Here is a 26,347-nt window from a genome sequence, read left to right on the forward strand (position 1 = left end):
TATGTTTTATTTTGACTATTGTGCATTTACTCGTAATATAATATTAGGTTTTAGGAACTTTATAAATTATTTGTATGTTTAAAACTTTAACACAAAATTTGACGAAGATTTTTGATAAGCTAGTTAGCTCAGGCATTTTGACGGAAGCCCAAATAGATGTTGCTATGCGGGATATAAGAGTAGTTCTTTTAGAGTCAGATGTTGCATTACCGGTGATAAAAGATTTTATAGCGGAAGTTAAACAGAAAGCTTTAGGGCAGGAGGTTATTAAGTCTGTTTCACCTGGACAGATGATAATTAAAATTATCCATGAAGAGATGATCAATCTCTTAGCTTCAAGTAAAAGTGAGACAAAGCTAAATTTGAATTCAAGGCCGCCCGTAAGTTTCCTAATGGTAGGGCTGCAAGGGAGCGGTAAAACTACGGCGAGTAGTAAGCTTGCTTTACGGCTTAGAAATCAAAATAAGAAAGTTTTACTTGTTTCTTTGGATACTTACAGACCAGCCGCACAAGAGCAACTCGCTATACTTGCAAACTCAGTACAGATTAATTCATTACCTATTGTGCAAGGTGAGAAACCCCTCGATATTGTCAAAAGAGCTATTGCTGAGGCTAAAATTTCTGCTTATGATGTCGTAATTTATGATACGGCAGGTCGTACACAAATTGATAAAGCAATGATGGAGGAAGCACTTGCAATAAAAAAGATAGTAGAGCCTACAGAAACTTTGTTAGTAATCGACAGTATGACAGGGCAAGATGCAGTAGTTACGGCAAGTAGTTTTAATGAAAAGTTAGAAATTTCAGGATTAATTTTATCTAGAGTTGACGGAGATTCCAGGGGTGGTGCAGCACTCAGTGTAAAATATATTACTAAAAAGCCGATTAAATTTTTAAGTAGCGGTGAAAACCTAACTGATTTAGAAGAATTCGATGCTGAACGTTTAGCTTCTCGAATACTGGATATGGGTGATATTATCTCTTTTGTTGAAAAAGCAGCTAGTATCGTTGATAGAGAAGAAGCCGAAAAAACGGCAGCTAAATTAAAAAAGGGTAAGTTTGATTTAAATGATTATCTTCAGCAAATGAGAAGTATAAAAAAAATGGGAGGTTTTGGAAGTATACTTAGTATATTACCGGGTAGCGGTAAAATTATGGATCAAATAAATCACTCAAAATTAAATAGTAAAATAATTGAACATCAAGAAGCAATTATTTTATCTATGACGCCAAAAGAACGTAAAAATCCCGATATAATTAATGCTTCTCGTAGGAAACGTATAGCTGCTGGAGCAGGAACTACGGTACAAAAGGTAAATATTTTGCTAAAGCAATATAAACAAATAAGCGAGATAATGAAAAAAGCCAGTAAAATGAATCCTAAAAATCTATTACGTAGCAGAATTGGAAAATTGTTTTCTTGAACTTATATTATATCTACATTATGTCATTCCTGTGAAAGCGGAAATCCAGTCAAGCATATAAAAACAAGTATTTATATGGTTATTTTATCAAGTATATAACTTCTGTAGCAATATTGAAGTTATTTTTTTGGACTCCCGCCTACGCGGGGATGACATCGAGTAGGTTTTTCGATCCATGTAACAATGCTGAATTGATCGCAGGATCCAGTTAAAAATACTAAAATTATATGGCCCCTGTGGTCAAGCCACGGGGTGACCTTTTCCTTAAGTTGATACTCATGTGTCTTTGCAGGAATGACATCGACATTTTTTTTAAACTACCAAGTAGTATAATAAGTAACACATATTAACTTAGCATTAAATTTAATTAATTTTTAATTTCAAAGCATTTGCACAAAATGTATAAATATTGATCAAATAATTGGCACTATCTTTTAAATCACTACCACTACCATGCTCACTATCTACTCTCTCTAGAAAGTAAGTTTTAGTATTTGGGTTTTTCTCAACAAGCACATACTCAAAAATTCTTCCATGCCGTGGGTGTACATGCTGCTCTAATACTAAATCTGTAATTAACACAGCTTGGTATTTTTGCGTTAAAGATAAATTCTCTAGCGGTATGTATTTTTAAATATGTACTAAATCTTCTACTTTTGCTAGATCACCATATTCTGTAACCCATGCATGTCCTGCTCCTAATTCTTTATATCGTATCGTATCAAGTATCGGCACTTCAAATACTATAGCTCCAAATAAATCAGGATGCTGTGTCATTGCAACACTTACTAGCAATCCGCCGTTACTTTCTCCTTTAATTCCTAAATACTCAGGGCTAGTAATATTTTGCTTTATTAAATCCTCTGCTACTGCAATAAAATCATTCAAGCCGGTTTGAATGTTAGCAAAAACACTAACCCCGCCATGTTTAACCCATACTTCATTTTCCATGCGAGAGAAATATAGAGAGTTGATTACTTGAAAACCACCGTATGCTTTAAGTAATATTGGATTCTTACCATTAAATTTTCTGCCCTTTTTATAGACAATAAAACATGGTATTTTAACTCCATCCGAGCTTGTAGCTTACAACATAATTTTTGCTATCAAACGGATACAAAGGCTTTCTAATAACTTTTAATTCATGAGTTTTATTCCATAAATAGATAGTTGGAGGAACTATAGAATTTTCTATAGTAATTAATGCATCTTCTTCCTCATCATCAGACAACATACCAAAAATTGTATTTTCATAAGACAGTTTTAAAGTTATCGGTTTTGTCCATTCATTATTTTCTAATGTAAAATGTTACTACTTTTGAAATAACATTCTCATAGCTAGTTAAAAATACCGTATCTTTAGTCATGCCTACAAAATATAATACTTCCCTCTCTTTTGGGGTAAATAATATTTTAAATCTAGCTTTATCGCTATCTTCTTTTAGAAGGTCAGCGTAGTGTATGGCAACAAGTGAACCTGCTTTATATTATTATCTTTAATTTGCCAATCGGAATGCAGTAGCCAAAATACATATTTTTTAAAAGAACCTTCAGGTGTTGCATCTGATGGCATATTTATTTTTTGTAATTTTAAGCTCTCATCTTTAGTATCTAAAATATAATTATCGTAATTATAAAAATCCTTATCTGCAGATATAAATATTAAAGATGAAAAAATATTATCGGATAAAAGCTTACTGGCTGATATAAGTATATAATCCTTTGGTATTTCAAACAGTTTTTTGGCTTGCTCTATAGGTTCTCCTCTCTTCCATATGTAGAGCGCGCTAGGATATAAAGAGTGAGTCACTTCCTCTTGATGCAAAACTGGATTAAATAGAATAGTATCTTGATCAACCCAAGTAGGGACAGTAAATTGACCTTTTAGTAATTTCTTGCTACTTGTTTTTGGCTCAAAACCATTTTTTACAAAATCTTTTTTCTCTAAATCCCATGCTCTAAAAAACATCTCATCCTTACCGCAAAATGACATGGTAATTAAGAAACGATTAGGGTTTTGAAAATAAGCGCTCTCACCTCGATACATTACTTTTTTACTGAGTTTTTTGGATCATTTATCAAAATTGATTAGAACCTCCCAATTTGGTTTATCTTTCGAGTAATTCTCAACCAATGCCCTACGCCATAACCCTTGCGGGTTTTTATAATCCATCCAAAAATTATACATGTAACCTTTATGTATAGCACCAAAAGGAGTTTTTCTTTGATCATAGCACACAGATTCTATTTCTTTCTTAACTACCTTATAAGTAGGCATAGCTTGGTAAGCCTTTTCTATTTTATCAGTACGCTCTTTTGCCCATTTTAGAGCTTCATCTAGAAATTTAGTGTCTTTTGGGTTATGTATTTGTTGATTATTACTTCCCATAGCTTGAACACAAAAAGTTAATAAAAAAATTATGAAATAGTGGGTAATTTTTTCATTATTTTAATAATATCTATTAAATTAAAAGCTTTATTTACAGTTTTCTTTGAATTAGAATAGTGTTTTATCATGCACCTTGAATCAAATCAAAGAAAATGCTAGGTTTTGTGGACATTGCTAATTGGTTTGCTATTTTGAGGTCTTTTTTAGCGAAAATTAATAAGATTTTTGTAGAAATAGTTATTCATATTTCAAAAAAATCTTATAATTTGTAGCAAAAAATAACCAAAATTAAATCTTTTTAGAAATGTCCACAAAACCTAAGTTAGCACTAGCAAAAATACAAAATATGAGAGTTATGGTTAATGATTTAAGTATTTATATTCATTGGCCTTTTTGTTTGTCAAAATGTCCATATTGTGATTTTAATTCTCATGTGGCAAGTACTATAATAGATCATAATCAGTGGCTTAAATCTTATGAAACTGAAATTGAATATTTTAAGGATATTATTCAAAATAAATATATAAAATCTATTTTTTTTGGGGGCGGTACTCCCTCTTTAATGCATCCTGTGATAGTTGAAGGAATAATAAATAAAATCAGTAGTCTAGCAATTATTGATAATCAAACCGAGATAACTCTAGAAACTAATCCCACATCCTTTGAAACTGAAAAATTTAAAGCATTCAAAGCCGCCGGAATTAATCGTGTTTCAATAGGAGTACAATCCTTAAAAGAAGATGATTTAAAAAAATTAGGTAGAACTCATGATTGTATGCAGGCCATTAAAACAATTGAGGCGGCAAATACGATTTTTCTACGAGTGTCATTTGATTTAATATATGCACGTAGCGGTCAGATATTAAAAGACTGGCAAGAAGAATTAAAACAAGCTATGCAGCTTGCTACCTCGCATATTTCTCTTTATCAATTGACTATTGAAAAAGGCACGCCGTGTTATAAATTATTTAAGGAGGGTAAGCTGATTTTGCCGCATTCAGATGCAGCAGCTGAAATGTATGAATGGACGAATCATTATCTAGAATCTAAAAAGTATTTTAGATATGAAATATCCAATTATACTATGATAGGGCATGAATGTTTGCATAATTTAACTTATTGGAATTATAATAGCTATTTAGGTATAGGCCCCGGAGCTCATAGTAGAATCATTGAATCCTCAAGTTCGGTATCGGCAATTATGATGTGGCATAAACCTGAAAAATGGTTAGATTCAGTTAAAACAAAAAATGTTGGTATTCAAACTAATACTAAGTTAACTCATCAAGAGATTATTGAAGAAATGCTAATGATGGGTTTACGCCTTAGCAAAGGTATAAATATTTCTACATTGGAGCAGCAATTAAACACAAAATTAGAGAGTATTTTAGATATGAATAATCTTAAACATTATCAAGCGTTAGACTTAATTAGACTAGATAAAAATATCTATCTTACTGACAAAGGTTTAATGCTGTATAGCTACATAGTACCTAGATTGATTATATGAAAATTATTCAAGTAATTTTAAAGTTTATAATTATTTTTATTATTTCTTCTATTCATATTATGGAATGTAAACTTGAGTTTAAAAAAGATATATATATGTGAATGGTGTTGAGTATAATCCAAAAGTCGGGAATCCAATTACACTGATAGCAGATGTTATTAAAGCAGATAATATTGATAAAGTAAAAAAATATTAGATGAGAGATATGGAGTAAATCAACCATACTTATTTAAGATATGAAGACGGTATTACCGTAATGACTTTCCTTATTACGCATCATCATATCTTAATGTTGAACCTACTCGTATTTTATTAGAATATGGAGCAGATCAAAAAATTAAAGATTTCAAAGGGCACAGAGCTTTAGATTGGATAGCGGTGGATGCTAATAGAACTTTACATGCTTCTGACGCTATACTACTGCTTTATTTGTTGCCCCATTAAAAACTAAACTGAAAATTATAAAAGCAAGAAATAGCATAAAGACTCAAAACAAAGAAAAGAAATAAAAAAGCTTCTCAATTCTCACCGTTAAATTTTTGTAGCGTTTCTATTTATACTTCACAAGTTAGGATAAAAAATTTTTATTATTTTTTGGGGAGTGCCATGCAGTCTACGACTGCGATGTTGTTGCATGTATCGGACAAACGCATGCGGTTTTATACTTTAGCTTGACTATTATATCTATAAAACAACTTTTGATACTAATAATTTTAGTATTTTAAGCTGGATACCACGATCAAGTCGCGGTATGACAACTGCAACATCGATCCATACAATAAGATTCTATCTACTAGACAATTACCACTATTCTATGAATGCTTGCAAGGACGTTTTTACATGATTTACATAAAGCCACAGGAGCTTACCCCTGGCACCTTTATTTATTAATTCTAGATTAGGTTTAGGCATAAATTAAATAAAGGAATTGCGAGTAGTATTAGCTATGTTTGATAAAAATAAAGATTCATTGATTCTAAAAAATATAAATGCAAAAAATAAAGAAAAAATTTAAAAACAAGTTTTTCTTTTCATCACCATTTCTAATAATATTATTAATGTTTTTTAATTATCTTCTTAATATCTTAGAAGTAAAACATTTCTAGATTTTTTAACTAATTAAGCTGTTAACTCTAAATTTTCTTACTTAAAATTATAGAGATACGACAAATTATCTTCACTATTTTACTAGTTATTTCTGCAAATATTGCCTCAGTACTATCATTCATTATAGCAATATTTTTATGTTCAATTTCATCAAGTCGAAATTTAATAATATTATTTAATAATTCTGGCTCAACATTTTTATTTTCTAAATAATTTATTTGTTGTTCATAATGTTTTTCTATTACTTCTTCTACACTCTCGGTAATAAGCATCGCCATTTTTATTCCCATCAAGGAAGATAAAGCACCAAGTAAAAATCCGTAATAATGCCAAAAAAATAATAAAAACGTGGGTCTTACTTCTTTTTCCAGTAATTTTTTTTCAAAATAATTTAAATGCACTTCTTCGTGGTCAAGCATTTCTTTAATCAATATATGATCATTTTGAAATTTAATATATTTTAGTTGTCCTTGATAAATTCTTTTTGCACCATATTCTCCGGCATGATTAACTCTAATTATCTCGTGAATTTGTTTGTCAGGGTCAGAAAAATCAGGTCTAGGCATAATGTATACTCGTTTAATTTGAAAAACTGGCTACGTCATCTTATAAGAGCTACGGTGCTTACGTATTTAAGTATACGCTCCGCTCCTCGCCTTATAGTCTCCTTGCTCTTTTCCAAATTAAACTTCGTCTACTCTTCATTTACTTTGGAGTATACTTTGAAATAAATCGAAACTAGCAGGATTTAACTTATAATCCACTTCTGCCTGTTGTAGCATTTTTAAAGTTTTTAGACATTCAGTGAGGCTAAGACCGTTTGCTATCTTTATAAAATCATTAATATTCTGATAGAAAATCGGTGGTGATAATGATTTTATTGCGAGTTTCAAACACTCACCGTTTTTTACTTTCGACAAAACTATATATAAATTTAAATAATGCCTTATTAATGCTCTAATAATTAAAACTTCATTGATATTTTGTTTTTTTAATATATCAAGCTCTTGCAGAAAATTACTATAATCTTTTTTTGAAAAATACATTGCTAAATCACTGCCGTTTGCCTTAATTTCGCTACTTATAACTTCTAGAACGTCGTTTAAAGTAATTTCGCGTGCGTCGTGAACAAAATATATTAATTTATTTATTTCGCTACAAATTAAATCATGATCACCTTTTAAATGAGCTTTTAAATAAGTGATAGCTTCTTTACTTATAACTTTATTAGTTTTTTCTACTTTACCTAAAATAATTCGTTCAATTTTTGCTTCATCGTCATGATAACAAGCAACTGCCGCTAAATATTCTTCCGTTTCAAAAAACTTTCTAATGCTCCCACTAGAAGTCATTTCTTCACCTATAAATACAGGAAAATTTATATAATCACTTTTTAGAATTATTTTTAAATTCTTATCGATTGAATTCCCAACTGATCTAATTTTAATTAATTCTTTTTGACCAAAAAAATTAGACGAATTAAGTAATATTTCTAAAGATGAAATATTAAGATCTGCGTATTCTATAGAAGTTTGTAGCATATTTAAGCTCTTTACTAAATGCTTACAAATTTTTTCTATATAACCTTTATCAGGACCATATAGTAAAAGAGCTCTAATCTTTCCAGATGTTATTAGTTCAAATAATCTACCTATTTGTGACAAATAAAATTTCATAGCTTAACTATTTCCGTGTAAAATATAAAATTAATCTGCTACGAATTTCTTCTGCTGCTTGATATGCCAAGTCTATTCCTGTTTCATCTCTTTCAACATTTGTTGCATATGGTGTACAAATAGCATTATATGACGTGTTTTGGTAAAACTGCTCTTCAATTAAAACCTTTTGGCTTTCTATATCAATTAATTTATATATAACTAATTGATTAATATATCCCCTTAAAACATTGGAGTTTTTTTCAATAGTAGTAGCAGGCATAGTTGTTGCGATAAGCTTTACTTTAAGCAGGTATTTTGCTTGTGCTTTCTGAGGTAAAATACTAGTTAAACGATGATAAAACTCAGCTCCTTCAATTGTTCGAATTGGTTCAACTTCAATAGCTTCTAAATCATTGTTTCTACTGTATTTTTTACTATATACTGGTTTTAAATTACAACTGCTCATTAGAAAGAATATAATTATTACAAATAAAGAACGCATATATTAGATTAAGATTGGTTTTTTATATTAATAACAGTTTATTTCGATTTTGTGAAAGCAAATTATAATAATTAGCATTGATTAATATTTATAGTAATAAATGTTAATTTATGTTGACACTAATAAGAGAGGCTTGTATACTGCCACTTTTCAAAATTTTAAAGGTATTAGATGTTATTAAATAAACTTGTTCTAAGTATTTCAATACGAATTTTGGTAAAAATAAGAACATATTTCACCCTACTAGAAAAAGTAATTTTAACAAAATGTAACTTAACAAAAAATATTGAAACACTCAAAGTAAATACAGATGAAGTTAAAACTGTAAAAATTACAAAAGAGGATTTAGACAAGTCTTTTGAGTTATATGAAGAACAATTGGTAATATTAGCACAAAAACTATCATCACAAACATCAATTAGTTATGATGCTTATAACCCTCAAACAGAGTATTACCCATTGATAGGAGAAGATGGAAATATCAAGTATATCCCTGTTACTGAATTATAATTTTTAAAGCTTTAAATTTAATCGGTAGGTTTTACATACTTACCGTTTTTTATTAAAGAATTCTCTATATCTTCCTTGCAAATCTAATACTCTATGTTAAATTTACAAGGAAGATGCTTGTCTAGTAATTTACAAATTTTTTATACAAGCTCCATTATTGTATGCTTATTTTTTCCGATTATAGACATATCATCTTCTAAATATTTGTGCATATCTTCTGCCCAACCGTACCATGGTTCTATATTAAGCCGGTCTATAATATCTCGTTCACAATTTTGCAATATTTCTAATATTTCTTACTAGTATTATAATATGATGGAGTAAGACCTGAACATCTTTGATCATTACTAAATAAGGATTTTTTGCTAATAAAGCTTTGATAATCTCTTTGTTAGCAATTCCTGTAACTGTTGAATGTAACACTGTTGAATCGTTATAGGTTATCTCTGTTACGTATTTAGCTAATGCTAATATTTTTTCAACTAATGTTTGTTCTTTATCCTCAACTGTATCACGTAAGATTAAGATATATTATTTTTATCAAATAGAAATGCTTTTAGTGCAGCTGCATCATTCTTGTCTATTAATGCTTTGGATTTTCTGAAGAAGCTTCTTTTTTAGAAGCATCTCTCTATATCATCATCTGAACGTGGTGATGTTAGTGAATCCTGAGTATTAGAGTTATTACTATTTTTTATAAAAAACTTAAAAAAAGATATTTTTGTTTTATCTACTTTAGGTATTTGTTCTTTAGTCATTAATTCTCCTAAATTTTTATTAATTATTTTAGGAGGAATTGTTAATTAGTATGTTTCTTAGGTAGTGAGTAAAGGGCATTTTTCCGTCATTGCGAGGAAATTGCATAGCAATTGACGAAGCAATCTCAGGAGTTTGTTATTATTTCATGAGATTGCCACGCAGCCTATGGCTGCTCGCAATGATGGTTTTAGCTAGTTGGCGAACTACTCTGAGCTAATTTGCAATTCTCCTAAAATATAAGATTATAAATTTAAGAATAATAACGCAACAAACCAAGTTGAATTATATATTACTTCATTAATTAATAATTGTTAATTTATCGCAATGCCATTAGTTACTGAAGTTTTATATTTTCCATATCCCAATCATGAGAAATAGTATTATACTTTAATATATAAGGCTTAGTATCTATAGAATCTAGAGTTACATCAGCAATCATATCATTATGCGATGAGATAAGTTCATTATAACCGAAATTAGCATAATAAGGTTGATAATTTCTAAATCTAACCATTATAAACTTCTCTTTAGTAATAGCAGGTAAGAATTTCACCAAATCATTAAGATTACTTAAAGCTAAATCTTTCATCTCAAAAATTTGCAATCTATAAACATTTTTATAATCTTTAGTAAAAAACGTTGGTATAGAGCTAAAGCTACTACCGGATTGAACGGAAGCTATACTTAGAGCTTTAAGCGGAATACCTGATTTATTACTAAAATAATCATCGGCTTCAAAAAATACTGCACCACCGAAATTGATCATTTTAGTGATTTTATTATTGTTCACATCATATAAATCTACTGCTTGTTCTAGCTTTTTCCCGTCACGAAATATAGTAAGTTTAATAGCTATTCCTTTGAAATTATCCATTTCTCTATCAAATAATGCTAGATTGCCACCGAGTTCCTTATCATTAACTGCCCAAATAATATCACCGGCTTTTAAAGATTTTTCGGCAGGTGATCCGGTTAGAACTGCCTTAACGCTTATCACTCTATTTCTACTATCAGGAAATTTCTTTATATATTGATCCATTTCTTCTTTAGGAAAATTGTGATGTCTAACTGCTTTATTTAAAGAATATAACTCGCTTATTATCCCTATATGTTTTCTGCCTGGTTGTTTATTATTCTTTAAACTTTCTAAAGTGCGAACTACATAATCACCGTGCAGTGCTAGAGAATGAGTTTTACCGCCACCATATAATACTCCTATAGCCTCAATCTTATCGTTTAATACTGGTGAACCGCTAGCACCTCCTGTAGTATTTAAATTAATAACATAAGTACATTGCGGCATTAAACCTTCAATATTATAAAGATCGGACAAATAACCGGTATGGAAAGAAAAACCTTTTGCTTCTGTGTTACCGACTACAAAAACCTTTTGATTTAATTTTGGAAGCTCGCTTGCAAAAGATATTTGCGTTGCTGATGCCGGTATATCTTTACTCTCTACTTTTAAAACGGCATAATCTTGCCAAATATCGTAATAGATAAGTTTTGCTTCTGCCTGCTCACCGTTATAAAAAGTAACAAAATAAGTTCCAATAGACGCACCGCCGACAACATGAGTATTAGTAATTATATAACCGTTGTTCTTATCGTTGATAAATCCCGTTCCAATCCAACTACTTGTATCGTCATATGCCGATACGGCAATTCTAGTATCGATCGTTACGATTGCTTTCTTTGCTTTGTCAAATATAATAGTGCTTGTTTCGCTAGATGCTAAAACTATATTATTTAGGAAAACTAAATTAATAATAAATAAAAGTTTTAGTAAAATCGGTAGTTTTTTCATTGTCACCTCTTGTAAAATCATTTAAGCCGCACTATATCAAATCAAAAGTCATAATAAAATAAAAAAAGAAAACGAGGAATCTTATGGGAAAAGTAATAGGTATCGACCTTGGGACTACCAACTCTTGTGTTGCGGTCATGGAAGGTAAAGAACCAAAGGTAATAGAAAATGCAGAAGGTGAAAGAACTACGCCGTCAATAATAGCTTTTGCAAACGGCGAAAAATTAGTTGGGCAAGCTGCTAAGAGGCAAGCAGTAACTAACCCTCGCAATACTATATATGCGGTAAAGCGATTAATCGGTAGAAATTTTATCGATCCTATGGTTAGGAAAGACCAAGGTATTGTCCCGTATAATATAGTTAAAGCCGATAACGGGGATGCATGGGTCGAAGCGGATAATAATAAATATTCACCAAGTCAAATTAGTGCATTCATTTTACAAAAAATGAAAGAAACTGCTGAGAATTATTTAGGGGACAAAGTAACACAAGCAGTCATTACCGTACCTGCTTATTTTAATGATGCACAGCGTCAAGCAACGAAAGATGCCGGTAAAATAGCAGGTCTTGAGGTCCTTAGAATAATCAACGAGCCGACTGCTGCAGCTCTTGCTTACGGTTTCGAGAAATCGGCAAGTAAAACTATTGCAGTATACGATCTTGGCGGTGGAACATTCGATGTTTCAATTCTTGAGATCGCTGACGGTGTTTTTGAAGTGAAATCAACAAACGGCGATACATTCCTTGGCGGTGAAGATTTCGATACAAGAATATTAAACCATTTAATAGGTGTATTCAAAAAAGAAAACGGTATAGATTTAAGTAAAGATCCTTTAGCACTTCAACGTTTGAAAGAAGCCGCAGAAAAAGCTAAGAAAGAGCTATCTTCTGCAATAACTACCGATATTAATTTACCTTATATTACAGCTGATAGTAGCGGCCCAAAACACTTAAATATTAAATTTACTAGAGCTGAACTAGAAAAATTAGTAGATGATTTAATTGAAAAAACAATTGAGCCTTGCCGTAAAGCATTACAGGATGCAGGTTTTAAAGCTTCTGATATTCAAGAAGTAGTATTAGTAGGCGGTATGACTAGAATGCCGAAAGTACAAGAAGCCGTAAAAAAATTCTTCGGACGTGAGCCGCATAAGGGCGTAAATCCCGATGAGGTTGTAGCTCTCGGCGCCGCTATTCAAGGCGGAGTACTTAATAAAGAAGTGACGGATATATTATTATTAGACGTTACACCTCTATCCCTTGGCATTGAAACTCTTGGCGGCGTATTTACAAGATTAATCGATCGTAATACTACTATACCTACTAAGAAAAGTCAGATATTCTCAACTGCTGATGATAACCAGCATGCCGTAACTATTAGGGTATTCCAAGGTGAACGTGAAGTGGCAAAAGATAATAAGTTACTTGGTCAGTTTAATCTCGAAGGTATACCTCCTGCACCAAGAGGTTTGCCGCAAATAGAAGTAACATTTGACATTGATGCTAACGGAATAGTGCATGTTTCAGCTAAAGATAAAGCAAGCGGTAAAGAGCAGAAAGTAACTATTCAAGCTTCCGGTGGTCTTAGCGATGCGGAAATTGAGCAAATGATTAAAGATGCCGAACAAAATGCTGATGCAGATAAAAAGCGTAAGGAACTTATTGAAGCAAAAAATGCTGCCGATAGTTTAGTTTATTCTACTGAAAAAACTCTTACAGAATATGGCGATAAATTATCATCAGACGATAAAGGAGCCGTTGAAGAAGCGTTAGCCGCTTTAAAAGCCGTGCTTGAGTCGGAAGATGCTGCTTTGATTAAAGAAAAGACCGAAAGTTTAACTACAGCTAGTATGAAAATCGGTGAAGCGATGTATAAAGCACAAAGTAGTGAGAGTCAACCTGCTGAAGAAAGTGCCGTTAATGATGAAAAAATAGTCGATGCCGACTTTCAAGATGTAGAGAAGAAGTAGAAGTAATTTCGTCATTGCAAGCAGCCATAGGCTGCGTGGCAATCTTGTTAAATATCCTGAGATTGCTTCGTCAAATTACTATGTAATTTTCCTCGTAATGACGTTACAATCTCATTTTATAAATTAAATTATGTCACAAAATTATTATCAAATATTAGGGGTTAGTAAAACAGCTAGCCAAGCTGACCTTAAAAAAGCTTACCTCAAGCTAGCTAAGCAATATCACCCTGATACTACTGATGCTAAAGATGCTGAAAAGAAATTTAAAGAAATCAATGCCGCTTATGATGTTCTAAAAGATGAGCAAAAAAGAGCTGCTTATGACCGTTTGGGACACGATGCTTTTCAAAATCAACAATCACAAGGGGGAGGAGGAAATCATGGCGGTTTTCACCCTGATATTAACGACATATTTGGTGACTTCTTTAGCGACTTTATGGGAGGTAGCAGAAGATCATCACGCCCCACTTCAGCTAAAGTTAGAGGCTCAGATTTAAAATATAATCTGACAATTAACCTAGAGGAAGCATTTCACGGTATAGAAAAAAATATTAGCTTTTCTAGCGCAGTAAAATGCGATGCTTGTCACGGTAGCGGTTCTGAAAAAGGTGAAACCGTAACTATTTGCGATGCTTGCAGCGGTGTTGGAGCGACTAGAAGGCAGCAAGGATTCTTTACGATCGAACAAGCTTGTCATAAATGCCAAGGTAACGGACACATTATAAAAAATCCTTGCAAGAAGTGTCATGGAATGGGACGTTACCATAAACAACGAAATTTATCGGTAAATATTCCTGCTGGTGTTGAGAACGGTACTAGAATAAGACATACTGGAGAAGGGGAAGCAGGCATTAGAGGTGGTAATAGCGGTGATTTATACGTTGATATAGAAATAAAACCACATGATATTTATAAAATAGACGGAGCACATCTACATTGTAAACTACCTATTAGTTTTGTGAATGCTGCTCTTGGAGGAGAGATAGAAGTACCGGTCATTGAAGGTGGAAAAGTAAAATTAACAATTCCTGCAGGTACACAAAACGGTGATCAATTAAGGCTACGCAGCAAAGGTATGTCTAAAATGAGATCAACTATTAGGGGTGATATGCTTGCGCATATTCATGTCGAAGTACCTAAAAATTTATCTAAAAGACAACGTGAATTACTAGAAGAATTCAAAAAAGAATCCATACATGAAAAGGAAAATGACTGCAGCTTTTTTAATAAAATGAAAAGTCTATGGTCGTAAATTTTATTTACCTTTCCTATAGAAATGAAACCTCAAATGTTATAAAATATTATTCGCATAATATTACCGGGGGTTTTTATGCCTTATAAAAATAATAATGATTTACATGATTCAGTTAAAAATCATCTTTTGAGTTATGCTAAGGGTATTTATCGCGCAGCTTTTAATCATGTATTTGAACCATATAAGGATGTTGATAAGAGACGTGGCAATGACTCTCGAGAGACAGTTGCGCATAAAGTAGCATGGTCGGCCTGTAGAAAAAAAATACCATAAAAATGATAAAGGACATTGGGTAGAGAAATAAGTCCCAGAATGTAGACCTATTCAGAAACTCTACTTCTAGAGGTAATTTGTACGTCGATCCAGTACTCGAACCCTTACACGTACAAGTGTACGTTGCAGTTCTGCGTTCTGTGTTTCCTTCAAATTTCTCCCTATAAACGAGTTTCTAAATAGGTCTAATTTGTGAGATTTTAAATTGAATCCTTGAAATTCTGTAAGCCTATATGTATATTTAGTTATTAACTGAATTTAAGTTCTTATGAAATTAACAAAATTATTGAGTACCTTTTTAGTTATAGGGTTAGTTTTAGGCGGGTGCAAAAACAAAAAAAACAGTGATGACATGGTAGTCCCTATTCCTACCCTTTATAATGAAGGTATTACCTTATTGGAAAAGAAAAAATATAAGAAAGCTGCAGAAGAATTCGGAAGAGTGTTTTACCAGCATCCAGGCAATGAAATAACGCCACAAGCCGAATTGATGCAGGCTTATTCTTTATTTCTTGCCGCTCAATATGAAGAAGCGGTTGATGTGCTTGATATGTTCATTAATTTGCACCCTGCAAATGTTGATATTGCTTATGCATATTACCTTAAAGCATTATCATATTATATGTTAATTTCAGACGTAAATCATGATCAATCTAGAACTTTCCTAGCTAAAGATAGTTTTGAAGACGTAATAGCAAAATTCTCAAATACTAAATATGCTATTGATTCATCTTTAAAAATTGACCTAGTAAACGATCATTTAGCAGGTAAAGAGATGATGGTAGGTCGGTTTTACTTAAAGAAAAAGAATCCGATGGCTGCTATAAATAGATTTAAAGAGGTAATTGATAATTATCAAACTACTTCTCACTCGGTAGAAGCTCTTTACCGTTTAGCCGAGAGTTATATGATGCTTGGACTTTTGGATGAAGCAAAAAAATATGCCTCAGTGCTAGGTTACAACTATCCTGATAGTCAATGGTATAGTTATGCGTACAGGCTAGTTCAGAACCACCAAAATTAAGCGGTATATGTTCTGCAGTCTCTCAGTTAAAAACTTCATTCTGATAGACGAGCTGGAAATTGAGTTTAATAAAGGTTTATGTGTTATTACCGGTGAAACGGGAGCCGGTAAATCTATTTTACTTGATGCTATTTTGTTTTGCTTAGGTTATAAAACTTCAAATAATATAATAAAACGTGGAAAAGATTACGCGGTTGTTAATATAATATTCTCTTTAAATGAAGAAATAAAAAATTTTCTGATTCAAAATTTTATTGAACCTGAAGAGTTATTGTTTGTAAAGTGTCTGCAAAAAGTCGAAGGGCGAAAAAATTTTTTCATTAATAATCAAGTGGTTGCGAAAGCTCTGATGCAGCAATTAGCTACTTATTTATTCGAGCTTCATGGACAAAATAATAATATTTCTCTTCTAGAAGCAAATACGCAGCTTGATATTTTAGATAGTTATGGAAATCTTTTGGACTTTCGAGCGGAGCTTTCCAAATGCTATCAGATTTGGCAAAATACTCGGAAAGAAATAGCCGAAATAACACTTAAGCAAAATTCTATAGAACAAGAAATTGATTATTTGAGCTTTGCAACGGAAGAATTAACTAAACTGAACATTCAAACAGGTGAAGAAGAAAAATTAGCAAATCTACGAAAAGATTTGCAAAATAAAGATAAGGATTTACAGCTAATAAAAGATATTCTAGAACAGATTAATAATCCTGAAATAAATACATCGATTAATAGAGCAGAGAAATTATTAGCAAGACAAGGCAACAGTGAGCGTTTTGAAGCTATTGTTACAAGTTTAGAGGAAGCCTATAATAATCTAGAAGAAGCACGCCAAGAATTATCAAATCTGTTAGATAGTTTTAATTATGAGGAATATAATCTTGAAGAAACAGAAGAAAGATTATTTTTAATAAAAGCTATTAGCCGTAAATATAATGTTCCTGCTGATGAGTTAGGTATATTTTTAGATAAATCTTTAGAGCAGCTCAGTATATTAAAAAACAAAATAGCAAATAGTAATGAGTTGAAAGCTCAAGAAGTACTACTGCAGAAAAAATATTATGAACTAGCGAGTAATTTATCTGCAAAGCGTCTTATTGTTGCAAAACATCTGGAAGAATCGTTGCATCAGGAGCTAAAGCAGCTTAAAATGGCGAAAGCAATTTTTGAGATTGAGATAAATGCTAAAGAACCAACAGCCGACGGTAATGACAATATTGTGTTTAAAGCGTCTACTAACCCGGGAACGGCAGCTGCAGCAATTAATAAAATCGCTTCCGGCGGTGAATTGTCAAGATTCATGTTAGCTTTAAAAACTTCTTTGTTTGATAAAATGGTAAGACCATCTATTATATTTGATGAAATAGATGTCGGGATTGGTGGGGAGGTTGCAGATAAAGTAGGTGAGCGATTAAAAAAACTTAGTAGTGTTACTCAAGTAATAGTTATTACGCACCAGCCGCAAGTAGCAGGTAAAGCGGATTTGCATATAAAAATCGAGAAAACGCAGCTAGAGAAAGAAACGAAAGTAACGGTAAAAGCTTTAAATCTAGCTGAAAGACAGGAGGAACTCGCCCGCATGATTTCAGGTAAAACAATCACCAAAGCAAGTTTAAAAGCAGCAAAGGAGTTATTGCATTTGTAATAAGCACTAGCGGTACAGTTTTTATGTCATTCCCACAAAAGCGAGAATCCAGTAAAATAAAAAACAAGCATTTTACTGGATTCTCGCTTTTGTGGGGATGACATAATAGGGAACATATGAACAACAACTATATAAAATTAGAAAACAAATTTGCAACCATCTCACATTTTAATAATATCTTAAGCATATTATACTGGGATGTTGCCGTAAATATGCCTATGGGTTCAGGTGAGAGTAGGACAAACGAAATAGTAACTTTAACGTTGCTAGTTCATTCTATGCTCAAATCTCCTATTCTAAAGGAGCTACTTAGCAAGGCAAAAGAAGAATCAAAGAACCTTGATGAATGGCAGAATGGTAATATTAGAGAGATTGAGAGAAAAGTAACAGATGCGAATTGTATTGACGAGCAACTACAAAAGAAATTGGTCGCAGCCACTACTAAAGCCGCACTTGTTTGGCGAGAAGCAAGAAAACATAACGACTATAATTTATTCAAATCACACTTACAAAAAGTCTTAGATTATACGAAAGAAGTTGCTAAAGTACGAGCAGATACTTTTAATTGCGGATTATACGACTCATTAATAGATATGTTTGATCCAAGCAGAAAAAGTAGCGAGATCAAACAAGTTTTTTCAGTACTTAAGAAAGAACTCCCGCAGCTCATAAATAAAATTTTAGAAAAACAGAAAACCGAGAAAGAACTAGTAAAGCACAGCAAACTAGCTCCTGAAATGCAAAAGCGTATCGGAAAACGCATTATGGGAATTATGCAGTTTGATCTAACAAAAGGACGATTAGACGAATCGACTCATCCTTTTTGCGGTGGAACGCCAAACGATATACGTTTAACTACTAGGTATGATAAAGATAATTTCATAAGCGGTTTAATGGGAATTATTCATGAAACAGGACATGCTTTATATGAGCAGAATCTACCGGAAATGTATAAAGGGCAGCCAGTTGGGCTTGCTAAAGGTATGGCCTTCCATGAAAGCCAATCTTTATTTATGGAAATGCAAGTAGGTAGATCCAGAGAATTTACCGAATTTTTAGCTAAATTACTTAGAGACGAATTTGCTTTTAAAAGCGAAGAATATTCAGCGGCAAGTTTATATAGAAAAATTACAAGAGTTACGCCTGATTTTATAAGAGTAGATGCAGATGAAGTAACTTATCCGATGCATGTAATATTACGTTTTGAGATAGAGGAAATGCTTATCAATGGCGACTTGAATCTCGATGAGTTACCAAGCTGTTGGGATAGTAAGATGCAGGAATATTTAGGCGTTAAACCAGTAAGTTTTAGTAACGGCTGTCTTCAAGATATTCATTGGTCACACGGAAATTTCGGTTACTTTCCCGCCTATACAAACGGTGCAATTATTGCATCAATGGTGATGAAAAAAGTAAAAGAGATGCATTCAAATATAAAAGATGATATATTAAAGGGTGATTTTAGTAATCTAAATAATTATCTAAATAAGAATTTTAGGAATCTCGGTTCATTAAAAAATTCAGCCGATTTACTAAGAAGTGCTAGTGGTGAGGAAAAAATTAGCCCTGAGGTATATATAAGATATTTAGAAGGGAAGTATTTATAGTAATAAAATCGTTATTGCGGAGGAAATTACGAAGTAATTGACGAAGCAATCTTGGGAGAATTGCTGAGATTGTCATGTTCCTTTCAGTCGCTCGCAATGATGATTAGGTATCTTCGCAATGATAGCTTATGACAAAAACTAAACAATATAAACAATAATATGGAAGAAGACTTTAAAAAAACAGGTTATTTATTTGGCGGGAATGCTGTTTTTATTGAAGAGCTATATAAGCAATATTTAGCCAACCCTGCCTCGGTTGATCAAACTTGGCAAGAATTTTTTGCCGGCATTAAGGATAATAATACTTTACTCAATAAAAGTACGGCAAAAATAATTATGCCTAATGAAATAAAAAAAGAATCGTTAAATAATAATTTATCTTCTGAAGACTTAAATAGTTTAAAAGCTAAGGAAATGATCAATGCTTATCGCAAGCATGCTCACTATTTAGCGAATCTTGATCCGCTTGGTCTTGAGCTACGTAAAACGAAAAATGATTTAAAGCTTAATATAGAAACTTTTGGTCTTGATAGCGGGCAGCTAGAAGAAAATATCAATATTACGGATGAAGTTGTCGGTACTTGGAACTGTAAATTATCTGAATTAGTGGCCAAGTTCGATAAAGTTTATACAGGTTCTATAGGTGTAGAGTTTGAGCAAATAGAAAATGTAGCAGGGAAAAACTGGTTATATAATAAGCTAGAAAGTGAAGTTACTTTTTCTTCTGAAGACAAAAAAACTATCTTAAATGATTTAGTAGAAGTAGAAGGGTTTGAGCAGTATTTACATACAAAATTTCCCGGAGCTAAGCGTTTTTCCATTGAGGGTGGTGATGCTTCTATAGTTGCTATGAGTAAAGCTATAGATTTATCCATGCATCATGGCATCTCAGAAATCGTTATCGGTATGGCACATCGAGGGAGATTAAACACTCTAACTAAAGTAGTAGGTAAGCCATATAAAGCCGTTATTGCGGGTTTCATAAGCGGCAGCGTATTTCCTAATGAGTTAAATGTTTCAGGCGATGTAAAATACCATTTAGGCTATTCGTCCGATAGAACTCTAGAGGATAAGAAAATACACTTGTCACTAGCCGATAACCCTTCACATTTAGAAGCGGTAAATCCTATAGTTGCAGGAAAAGTAAGAGCAAAGCAAGATATGCTTGGAGATACTAAACGTAGTAAAGTCAAAGCTATTTTAGTGCATGGCGATGCTGCTTTTTGCGGTCAGGGCGTGGTTGCCGAGAGTCTATCAATGTCACCTTTAGCTGCTTATGATATTGGTGGGATATTGCATTTCGTCATTAATAATCAGTTAGGTTTTACGACTAATGCTGCAGATACTAGAGCTAGTAGATATTCTACGGAGTTTGCTAAAATCATAGCTGCCCCGATTTTACACGTTAACGGTGACGATATAGAAGCAGTGTTAAAAGCCACCAATATTGCGGTAGAATACAGGCAGAAATTCGGTAAGGATGTTGTAGTAGAAATTATTTGTTACCGTAAATATGGGCATAATGAGGGCGATGAGCCGATGTATACTCAAGGCAAGATGTATAACATTATTAAAAACAAACTGACCCCTGGAAATATTTACGCAAATAAGTTAGTAAAAAGCGGTGTAATCGACAATAATTATTTTGCTAAGTTAAAAGAAGAATTTAAAGCAAAACTAGATAAGGCATATGAGGAGGCAAAAAGTTATAAGCAAGAAGCACATTTCTTAGGTGGATTATGGCAAGGTATTTCTCGTACTCGTACACAAGCTACAATAACGGGTATCAGTAAAAAAACATTACACGATTTAGGAACTAAACTATGCACAATACCGAAAGATTTTGCCGTTAATCCAAAACTTGTAAAACTATTTGAAGCTCGAAAAGCCACTCTAACAGCTGATCAACCTATTGATTGGGCGACGGCAGAGCAACTAGCTTTTGCAAGCTTGCTTGCTTCAGGCACAAATATAAGGCTAACTGGACAAGATTCGGGACGCGGTACTTTCTCGCATCGTCATTCAGTATTGCACAACCAAATTGATGGTACTACCTATATACCTCTAAATAATTTATCTAAAGAACAAGCAAAATACGAGGTAGCCGATAGTAATTTATCTGAATATGCGGTGCTTGGTTTTGAGTATGGTTATTCACTCGCAAACCCCAAAAATTTAGTTTTATGGGAAGCACAATTCGGTGATTTTGCTAATGGAGCTCAGATTATTTTTGACCAGTTTATTTCAAGCAGCGAAACTAAATGGCTGCGTATGAGCGGGCTTGTAGTTTTGTTACCTCATGCATTTGAGGGACAAGGACCGGAGCATAGTTCGGCAAGGCTTGAGAGGTTCTTACAACTAGCGGCTGAGAATAATATGTATGTTACATACCCTACTACCCCTGCTTCGATTTTCCATCTGCTACGTCGCCAAATACTTGATGATACCCGTAAACCGTTAATCGTAATGTCGCCAAAATCATTATTACGTCATAAATATGCCGTATCTAAACTTGACGAGCTAGGTGAAAATACTACTTTCTTACCGGTTTTAGATGAAGTAACTAAAGTAGATACAAACAATATTACTAAAGTAATTTTATGCAGTGGTAAGGTATATTACGATCTATTTGAAATGCGTGGCAATAACAGTAATATAGCGATTATTAGGCTTGAGCAATTATACCCTTTTGAAAAAAAACTTGTAGCATCGCTATTAAAAAAATATAATAGGACGCAGGAATTTATTTGGTGTCAGGAAGAACCAAAGAATATGGGAACTTGGTGTTATATAGTTTCTCACTTAAACGATGCTTTAAAAGAAGCAGGAATTAGTAATGAATTTAAATATGTAGGTAGAGAGGAATCAGCCTCTCCGGCAGTAGGCTCGCTGCAAGCACATAATAAACAGCAAGAGAAGCTATTAAGGGCAGCATTGGGAATATGATTCTTAGGGTACTGCCTAATAATCATCATTGCGAGCGACTAAAAAGAGCGTAGCAATCTCAGGAATTTGCCTGATGTTGCTTCGTCGACGCTTATAGCGTCTTTTCGCAATGATGATAAAACTATACAGGGCGATGCTATACAAATATAGGAGTAGAATAAATTATGAGCGTTAAAATTATAGTACCGTTGCTTGGGGAGTCCGTAACGGAAGCCACTATTGCCAAATGGTATAAGAAAGAAGGCGATTCGGTTAAAACCGATGAATTACTGTTAGAAATTGAAACTGAAAAAGTGACTTTAGAAGTTAATGCTCCTTGCAATGGTACTATAGGTAAAATATCGAAAACTGACGGTACAAATGTAGCAGTTGGCGAAGAAATAGGCGAAATAAATGAAGGGGCAGTTGCAAATACTGCCGGTACTAATAATGAATCTGCTAAAGCTCAAGCAGTGACGCAATCTACTTCAGAAAAGCCTGTAGAAAAACCTACCGTGGCTAATAATACTCTTGCTCCTTCTGTACAAAAATTAATTACTGACAATAAGCTTGACCCCAATAATATAAAGGGAACAGGTAGAGATTGTAGAATTACCAAAGGTGACGTGCTTGCAACAATAAACGCTACGGCTAGTTTTGCTCCTGCAATAAGTAAATCTAATGAAGAAAGAGTGCAGCGTGTTCGTATGTCACGCTTGCGTAAAACTATTGCACAGCGTTTAAAAGATTCACAAAATACAGCAGCTATTTTGACTACTTTTAATGAAATCGATATGTCAAAAGTAATTGCTTTGCGTAATCAATATAAAGAAGAGTTTGAGAAAAAGCACACTGTAAAACTTGGCTTTATGTCTTTCTTTGTTAAAGCAACAATTGAAGCTTTAAAGCTTATTCCGTCGATAAATGCTGAAATAGATGGTGATGATTTACTATATAAAAATTACTATGATATAGGTGTAGCTGTCGGAACAGACCAAGGGCTTGTTGTCCCCGTTGTTAGGGATGTTGATAAAATGGGATTTGCCGAAGTGGAGAAAGCTATAGGAATTTTGGCTAAAAAGGCTCGTGAGGGTAAGCTTTCTATGGCTGATTTGTCAGGTGGGACATTCTCGATTTCTAACGGAGGCGTATATGGCTCATTATTATCTACACCGATTATTAATCCTCCTCAATCAGGTATTCTAGGTTTACATAAAACCGAGGCAAGAGCTGTAGTTATAGACGGTAAAATTGAAATACGTCCGATGATGTATATAGCTTTATCTTATGATCATCGTATAATTGACGGGAAAGAAGGAGTATCGTTCTTGGTAAAAATTAAGCAGCTTATTGAGAATCCTGAAAAGTTATTGTTAAACTTGTAAAAAATTGCCATTGCAAGCAGCCGTAGGCTGCATGGCAATCTCATGAAATAATAACCAAACTTCTGAGATTGCTTCGTCAATGCTAATGCATTTCCTTGCAATGACATGGCCCCGTTTTTACTCTTTGAAAAAAAGTAAAATCATTCAAAGAAAGGAAGTATATTATAATGATAAAATGTACTCGTCGTATTGAGTTCGATGCAGGACATAGAATTATAGAGCATCAAAATAAATGTCAATTCCTGCACGGTCATCGTTATGTTCTTGAGATCGCTATAGCTGCAAACAAAACCGATAAACTTGGTATGGTAATTGATTTTGGTTTAATTAAGGATTTAGCTAAAAAATGGATTGATGAAAATTTTGATCATAGCTTAATCCTACATCAAGACGATAAGGAAATGGGGCAGCAAATAGAAAATTGCACTGGTCAAAAAATATATTACATGCAAAATAACCCAACTGCAGAAAATATAGCGATGCATTTAAAGAATGAAATTTTTCCTAAACTTTTCGTAAGTCAAAACTTCTTCGTAACGAGCCTCAAACTATATGAAACACCGAATTGTTTTGTTGAGGTTTAGGAATGCAAGATTGCTGTTTAATTTTAACTACTACTAATGATTTGCAAATTGCCGAGAAGATAGCATCTGTTTTGTTAGAATTAAATCTTACTGCTTGCATTCAAATTGATGATGTCAAAAGTTACTTTAGATGGGATGATAGAGTAACTTTAGAAACTGAATATAGGCTTGTAATAAAAACAAAATCTTCTAATTATAACGAAATAGAAAATAAACTTCTGGAAATTCATAATTATGAATTACCGCAAATAATAAAAATAAATATTGACTATGGCTTTCAAAAGTACTTAGAGTGGATTGACCAAAATAATAAATAAACTTATAGTTGAGCAAATTTAAAAATTAAGTAAATTATGAAATTATGGCAAAAAGTTACCTTAGGGTTAATTTTAGGTATTATATTTGGTATATACTTACCACAATATGTTAATTATATTAAACCTATTGGTGACATTTTTTTACGTTTGATAAAAATGATCATTACCCCTTTAATTTTCTTCAGTTTGGTTTCCGGTATCACTAGTATGAATGATAATTCTGCCCTTGGTAGAGTAGGAATGAAAGCGGTAGCCGCTTTTTTAGGTACTACTTTTTTTGCCACGGTTTTTGGACTCACTGTTGCCTTAGTATTAAAGCCAGGAGTAGGCGTACATATAGATTTTACCTCTTCAGGAACGACAAGTAGAACTTCATTTAATATAATTGATTTTTTTGTAAATATCGTCCCTAATAATGCTGTTGGGGCTTTTGCAAACGGTAATGTCTTACAAGTTGTATTTTTTGCTATTTTTGTTGGAATTACCTTAAACAAAATGAAATCTATCGGTGAACCTATTACTGATTTAATGCATGTGATGTCAAAATTAATATTAAAAATGATATCGTTTGTTATTCAATTGTCCCCTTATGGTGCTTTTGCTTTAACAGGCTGGATTGTAGGCATGCAGGGAGTTGAGGTAATGATTAGTTTATCGAAACTTGTTGTAGCGGTAGTTGTGGCAATGACATTCCAATATTTAGTTTTTGGCTTACTTATATGTGTATTCTGTCGTGTTTCACCTATACCTTTTTATAAAAAAAGTTTTGAGTATCAGTTACTTGCTTTTTCTACTTCAAGTAGTAAGGCAACTCTTGCAACTACTATGCAAATTTGTCGTGAAAAGCTTGGCATTTCAGAGTCTAGTACTTCGTTCGTACTTCCGATAGGTGCGTCAATTAATATGGATGGTTTTGCTATAAATTTATCTCTTACCACCATATTTTTTGCTCAGATGATGGGAGTAACGCTTGCCCCTCATGACTATTTAGTCATTATTCTCACCTCAACACTTGGATCTATTGGTGGTGCCGGTATTCCCGGTGCCTCTTTGATAATGCTTCCTATGGTTCTTTCTTCAGTTCACTTACCTATAGAGGGAGTAGCAATTATTGCTGGTATTGACCGAATACTTGATATGCTACGTACTACTATCAATATTACTGGCGATGTAACAATTACTATGATTATAGATAACAGCGAAGATACTTTAGACAAGGAAGTGTATTTATCTTAATGATATTGCTAACTAATGCCAGACATTGTCATTGCGAGCAACTATAAGCATTGTTGTCTAAATTGAAAAATGTGTTTTATGTCATTCCCACGTAGGCGGGAATTAAAATATAGTTAAAATTTCTTTCCTTATTTTCAACTTTAAAAACTATTAATTTTAGAATCCAAAGTGCGTTACAATAGTTGTATTAACTTAAAGTTGAAATATGTGGTAAATTTATTAAATAATACAGTACAAATATTAATGCTATAGGTATTTTAGAATATTTTCATAATAATATTTTTGAAGAAGGGGATTATTTCATAATTGAAGATACTAATATTGACTATAATGAATGCGTGCTATGATGTTTGGAGGAAAATTTTAGATGAAAAAACTTGTATAGCAAAATTAGAAAATTTAAACAATAAAATCGTTAGATTAACTTACTGGTTAAGATTTATATTTAGTAGATACAAAA

At 32.8% G+C, this 26,347-nt stretch carries 19 protein-coding genes and 3 pseudogenes; 14 read left to right on the plus strand and 8 right to left on the minus strand.

Annotated features, from left to right (window positions below; genetic code table 11):
• The first annotated feature begins 74 nt into the window (after positions 1 to 74).
• Positions 75 to 1,424 carry a signal recognition particle protein gene (gene ffh, locus QUD19_RS03355; protein WP_498807273.1) on the plus strand — a complete coding sequence of 450 codons (1,350 nt, stop codon included), beginning with the start codon at positions 75 to 77 and terminating at the stop codon, positions 1,422 to 1,424.
• 363 nt (positions 1,425 to 1,787) lie between these two features.
• Here the strand turns inward: ffh and QUD19_RS03360 are convergent.
• Positions 1,788 to 3,813, minus strand: a pseudogene (locus tag QUD19_RS03360) (prolyl oligopeptidase family serine peptidase).
• A gap of 304 nt (positions 3,814 to 4,117) precedes the next feature.
• On the opposite strand from QUD19_RS03360, the gene hemW reads away from it, so the two are divergent.
• On the plus strand, positions 4,118 to 5,323 hold the full coding sequence (hemW, locus tag QUD19_RS03365; RefSeq protein ID WP_498807274.1) for a radical SAM family heme chaperone HemW: 1,206 nt from the start codon (positions 4,118 to 4,120) through the stop codon (positions 5,321 to 5,323).
• A gap of 1,133 nt (positions 5,324 to 6,456) precedes the next feature.
• Here hemW and QUD19_RS03370 read toward each other — a convergent pair.
• From QUD19_RS03370 to QUD19_RS03380, 3 genes are all read right to left on the minus strand, one after another.
• Positions 6,457 to 6,996 carry a demethoxyubiquinone hydroxylase family protein gene (locus QUD19_RS03370; protein ID WP_498807276.1) on the minus strand — a complete coding sequence of 180 codons (540 nt, stop codon included), beginning with the start codon at positions 6,994 to 6,996 and terminating at the stop codon, positions 6,457 to 6,459.
• Positions 6,997 to 7,131: 135 nt separating this feature from the next.
• Positions 7,132 to 8,106: a DNA polymerase III subunit delta gene (gene holA, locus QUD19_RS03375; protein WP_498807278.1), complete on the minus strand. Its 975-nt coding sequence runs from the start codon at positions 8,104 to 8,106 to the stop codon at positions 7,132 to 7,134.
• A gap of 7 nt (positions 8,107 to 8,113) precedes the next feature.
• Positions 8,114 to 8,590: a hypothetical protein gene (locus QUD19_RS03380; protein WP_498807279.1), complete on the minus strand. Its 477-nt coding sequence runs from the start codon at positions 8,588 to 8,590 to the stop codon at positions 8,114 to 8,116.
• Between the two features lie 171 nt (positions 8,591 to 8,761).
• Here QUD19_RS03380 and QUD19_RS03385 point away from each other — a divergent pair, with 171 nt between their 5' ends.
• Entirely contained in the window at positions 8,762 to 9,100 is a 339-nt protein-coding gene (locus QUD19_RS03385) for a hypothetical protein (RefSeq protein WP_498807280.1), read from the plus strand.
• A gap of 140 nt (positions 9,101 to 9,240) precedes the next feature.
• On the opposite strand, the pseudogene QUD19_RS03390 reads toward QUD19_RS03385, so the two are convergent.
• The 3 genes and pseudogenes from QUD19_RS03390 to QUD19_RS03400 all read right to left on the minus strand — a co-directional run bounded on the left by QUD19_RS03390 (position 9,241) and on the right by QUD19_RS03400 (position 11,687).
• A pseudogene (locus tag QUD19_RS03390) lies at positions 9,241 to 9,523 on the minus strand (hypothetical protein).
• Between the two features lie 194 nt (positions 9,524 to 9,717).
• The gene (locus QUD19_RS03395; protein WP_498807282.1) at positions 9,718 to 9,858 is read right to left on the minus strand and encodes a hypothetical protein; all 141 of its coding nucleotides are present in this window, start codon (positions 9,856 to 9,858) and stop codon (positions 9,718 to 9,720) included.
• Positions 9,859 to 10,193: 335 nt separating this feature from the next.
• Positions 10,194 to 11,687 (minus strand): S1C family serine protease, encoded by a 1,494-nt coding sequence (locus QUD19_RS03400; protein WP_498807283.1) that lies wholly within the window; start codon positions 11,685 to 11,687, stop codon positions 10,194 to 10,196.
• A 62-nt stretch (positions 11,688 to 11,749) separates the two neighbouring features.
• Between QUD19_RS03400 and dnaK the strand changes: the two genes are divergently transcribed.
• The 3 genes from dnaK to QUD19_RS03415 all read left to right on the plus strand — a co-directional run bounded on the left by dnaK (position 11,750) and on the right by QUD19_RS03415 (position 15,164).
• A complete protein-coding gene (gene dnaK, locus QUD19_RS03405; protein WP_498807284.1) occupies positions 11,750 to 13,636 on the plus strand; it encodes a molecular chaperone DnaK in 1,887 nt (628 codons plus the stop codon).
• A gap of 130 nt (positions 13,637 to 13,766) precedes the next feature.
• The gene (gene dnaJ / locus QUD19_RS03410) at positions 13,767 to 14,888 is read left to right on the plus strand and encodes a molecular chaperone DnaJ (protein WP_498807286.1); all 1,122 of its coding nucleotides are present in this window, start codon (positions 13,767 to 13,769) and stop codon (positions 14,886 to 14,888) included.
• Between the two features lie 78 nt (positions 14,889 to 14,966).
• On the plus strand, positions 14,967 to 15,164 hold the full coding sequence (locus QUD19_RS03415) for a ChaB family protein (protein ID WP_498807288.1): 198 nt from the start codon (positions 14,967 to 14,969) through the stop codon (positions 15,162 to 15,164).
• 55 nt (positions 15,165 to 15,219) lie between these two features.
• Here QUD19_RS03415 and QUD19_RS03420 read toward each other — a convergent pair.
• Positions 15,220 to 15,339 (minus strand): annotated as a pseudogene (locus QUD19_RS03420) (palindromic element RPE1 domain-containing protein); the annotation flags it as partial.
• 93 nt (positions 15,340 to 15,432) lie between these two features.
• Between QUD19_RS03420 and QUD19_RS03425 the strand changes: the two are divergent.
• The 8 genes from QUD19_RS03425 to QUD19_RS03460 all read left to right on the plus strand — a co-directional run bounded on the left by QUD19_RS03425 (position 15,433) and on the right by QUD19_RS03460 (position 25,887).
• Positions 15,433 to 16,188: an outer membrane protein assembly factor BamD gene (locus tag QUD19_RS03425; protein ID WP_498807289.1), complete on the plus strand. Its 756-nt coding sequence runs from the start codon at positions 15,433 to 15,435 to the stop codon at positions 16,186 to 16,188.
• Positions 16,189 to 16,195: 7 nt separating this feature from the next.
• Positions 16,196 to 17,833 (plus strand): DNA repair protein RecN, encoded by a 1,638-nt coding sequence (gene recN, locus QUD19_RS03430; RefSeq protein WP_498807290.1) that lies wholly within the window; start codon positions 16,196 to 16,198, stop codon positions 17,831 to 17,833.
• 116 nt (positions 17,834 to 17,949) lie between these two features.
• Positions 17,950 to 19,440 carry a carboxypeptidase M32 gene (locus tag QUD19_RS03435; protein WP_498807292.1) on the plus strand — a complete coding sequence of 497 codons (1,491 nt, stop codon included), beginning with the start codon at positions 17,950 to 17,952 and terminating at the stop codon, positions 19,438 to 19,440.
• Positions 19,441 to 19,599: 159 nt separating this feature from the next.
• Complete coding sequence (locus tag QUD19_RS03440; RefSeq protein WP_498807293.1) at positions 19,600 to 22,386, plus strand: 2-oxoglutarate dehydrogenase E1 component; 2,787 nt, start codon at positions 19,600 to 19,602, stop codon at positions 22,384 to 22,386.
• Between the two features lie 164 nt (positions 22,387 to 22,550).
• The gene (gene odhB, locus QUD19_RS03445; protein WP_498807294.1) at positions 22,551 to 23,750 is read left to right on the plus strand and encodes a 2-oxoglutarate dehydrogenase complex dihydrolipoyllysine-residue succinyltransferase; all 1,200 of its coding nucleotides are present in this window, start codon (positions 22,551 to 22,553) and stop codon (positions 23,748 to 23,750) included.
• Between the two features lie 167 nt (positions 23,751 to 23,917).
• Positions 23,918 to 24,334, plus strand: a complete 417-nt coding sequence (locus QUD19_RS03450) for a 6-pyruvoyl trahydropterin synthase family protein (RefSeq protein WP_029374620.1) — start codon at positions 23,918 to 23,920, stop codon at positions 24,332 to 24,334.
• 2 nt (positions 24,335 to 24,336) lie between these two features.
• Positions 24,337 to 24,651 carry a divalent-cation tolerance protein CutA gene (cutA, locus tag QUD19_RS03455; protein WP_498807295.1) on the plus strand — a complete coding sequence of 105 codons (315 nt, stop codon included), beginning with the start codon at positions 24,337 to 24,339 and terminating at the stop codon, positions 24,649 to 24,651.
• 36 nt (positions 24,652 to 24,687) lie between these two features.
• Positions 24,688 to 25,887 carry a dicarboxylate/amino acid:cation symporter gene (locus QUD19_RS03460; protein WP_498807297.1) on the plus strand — a complete coding sequence of 400 codons (1,200 nt, stop codon included), beginning with the start codon at positions 24,688 to 24,690 and terminating at the stop codon, positions 25,885 to 25,887.
• Positions 25,888 to 26,347: the final 460 nt, after the last annotated feature.

The organism is Candidatus Rickettsia kotlanii, assembly GCA_030295365.1.
Classification (GTDB): domain Bacteria; phylum Pseudomonadota; class Alphaproteobacteria; order Rickettsiales; family Rickettsiaceae; genus Rickettsia; species Rickettsia kotlanii.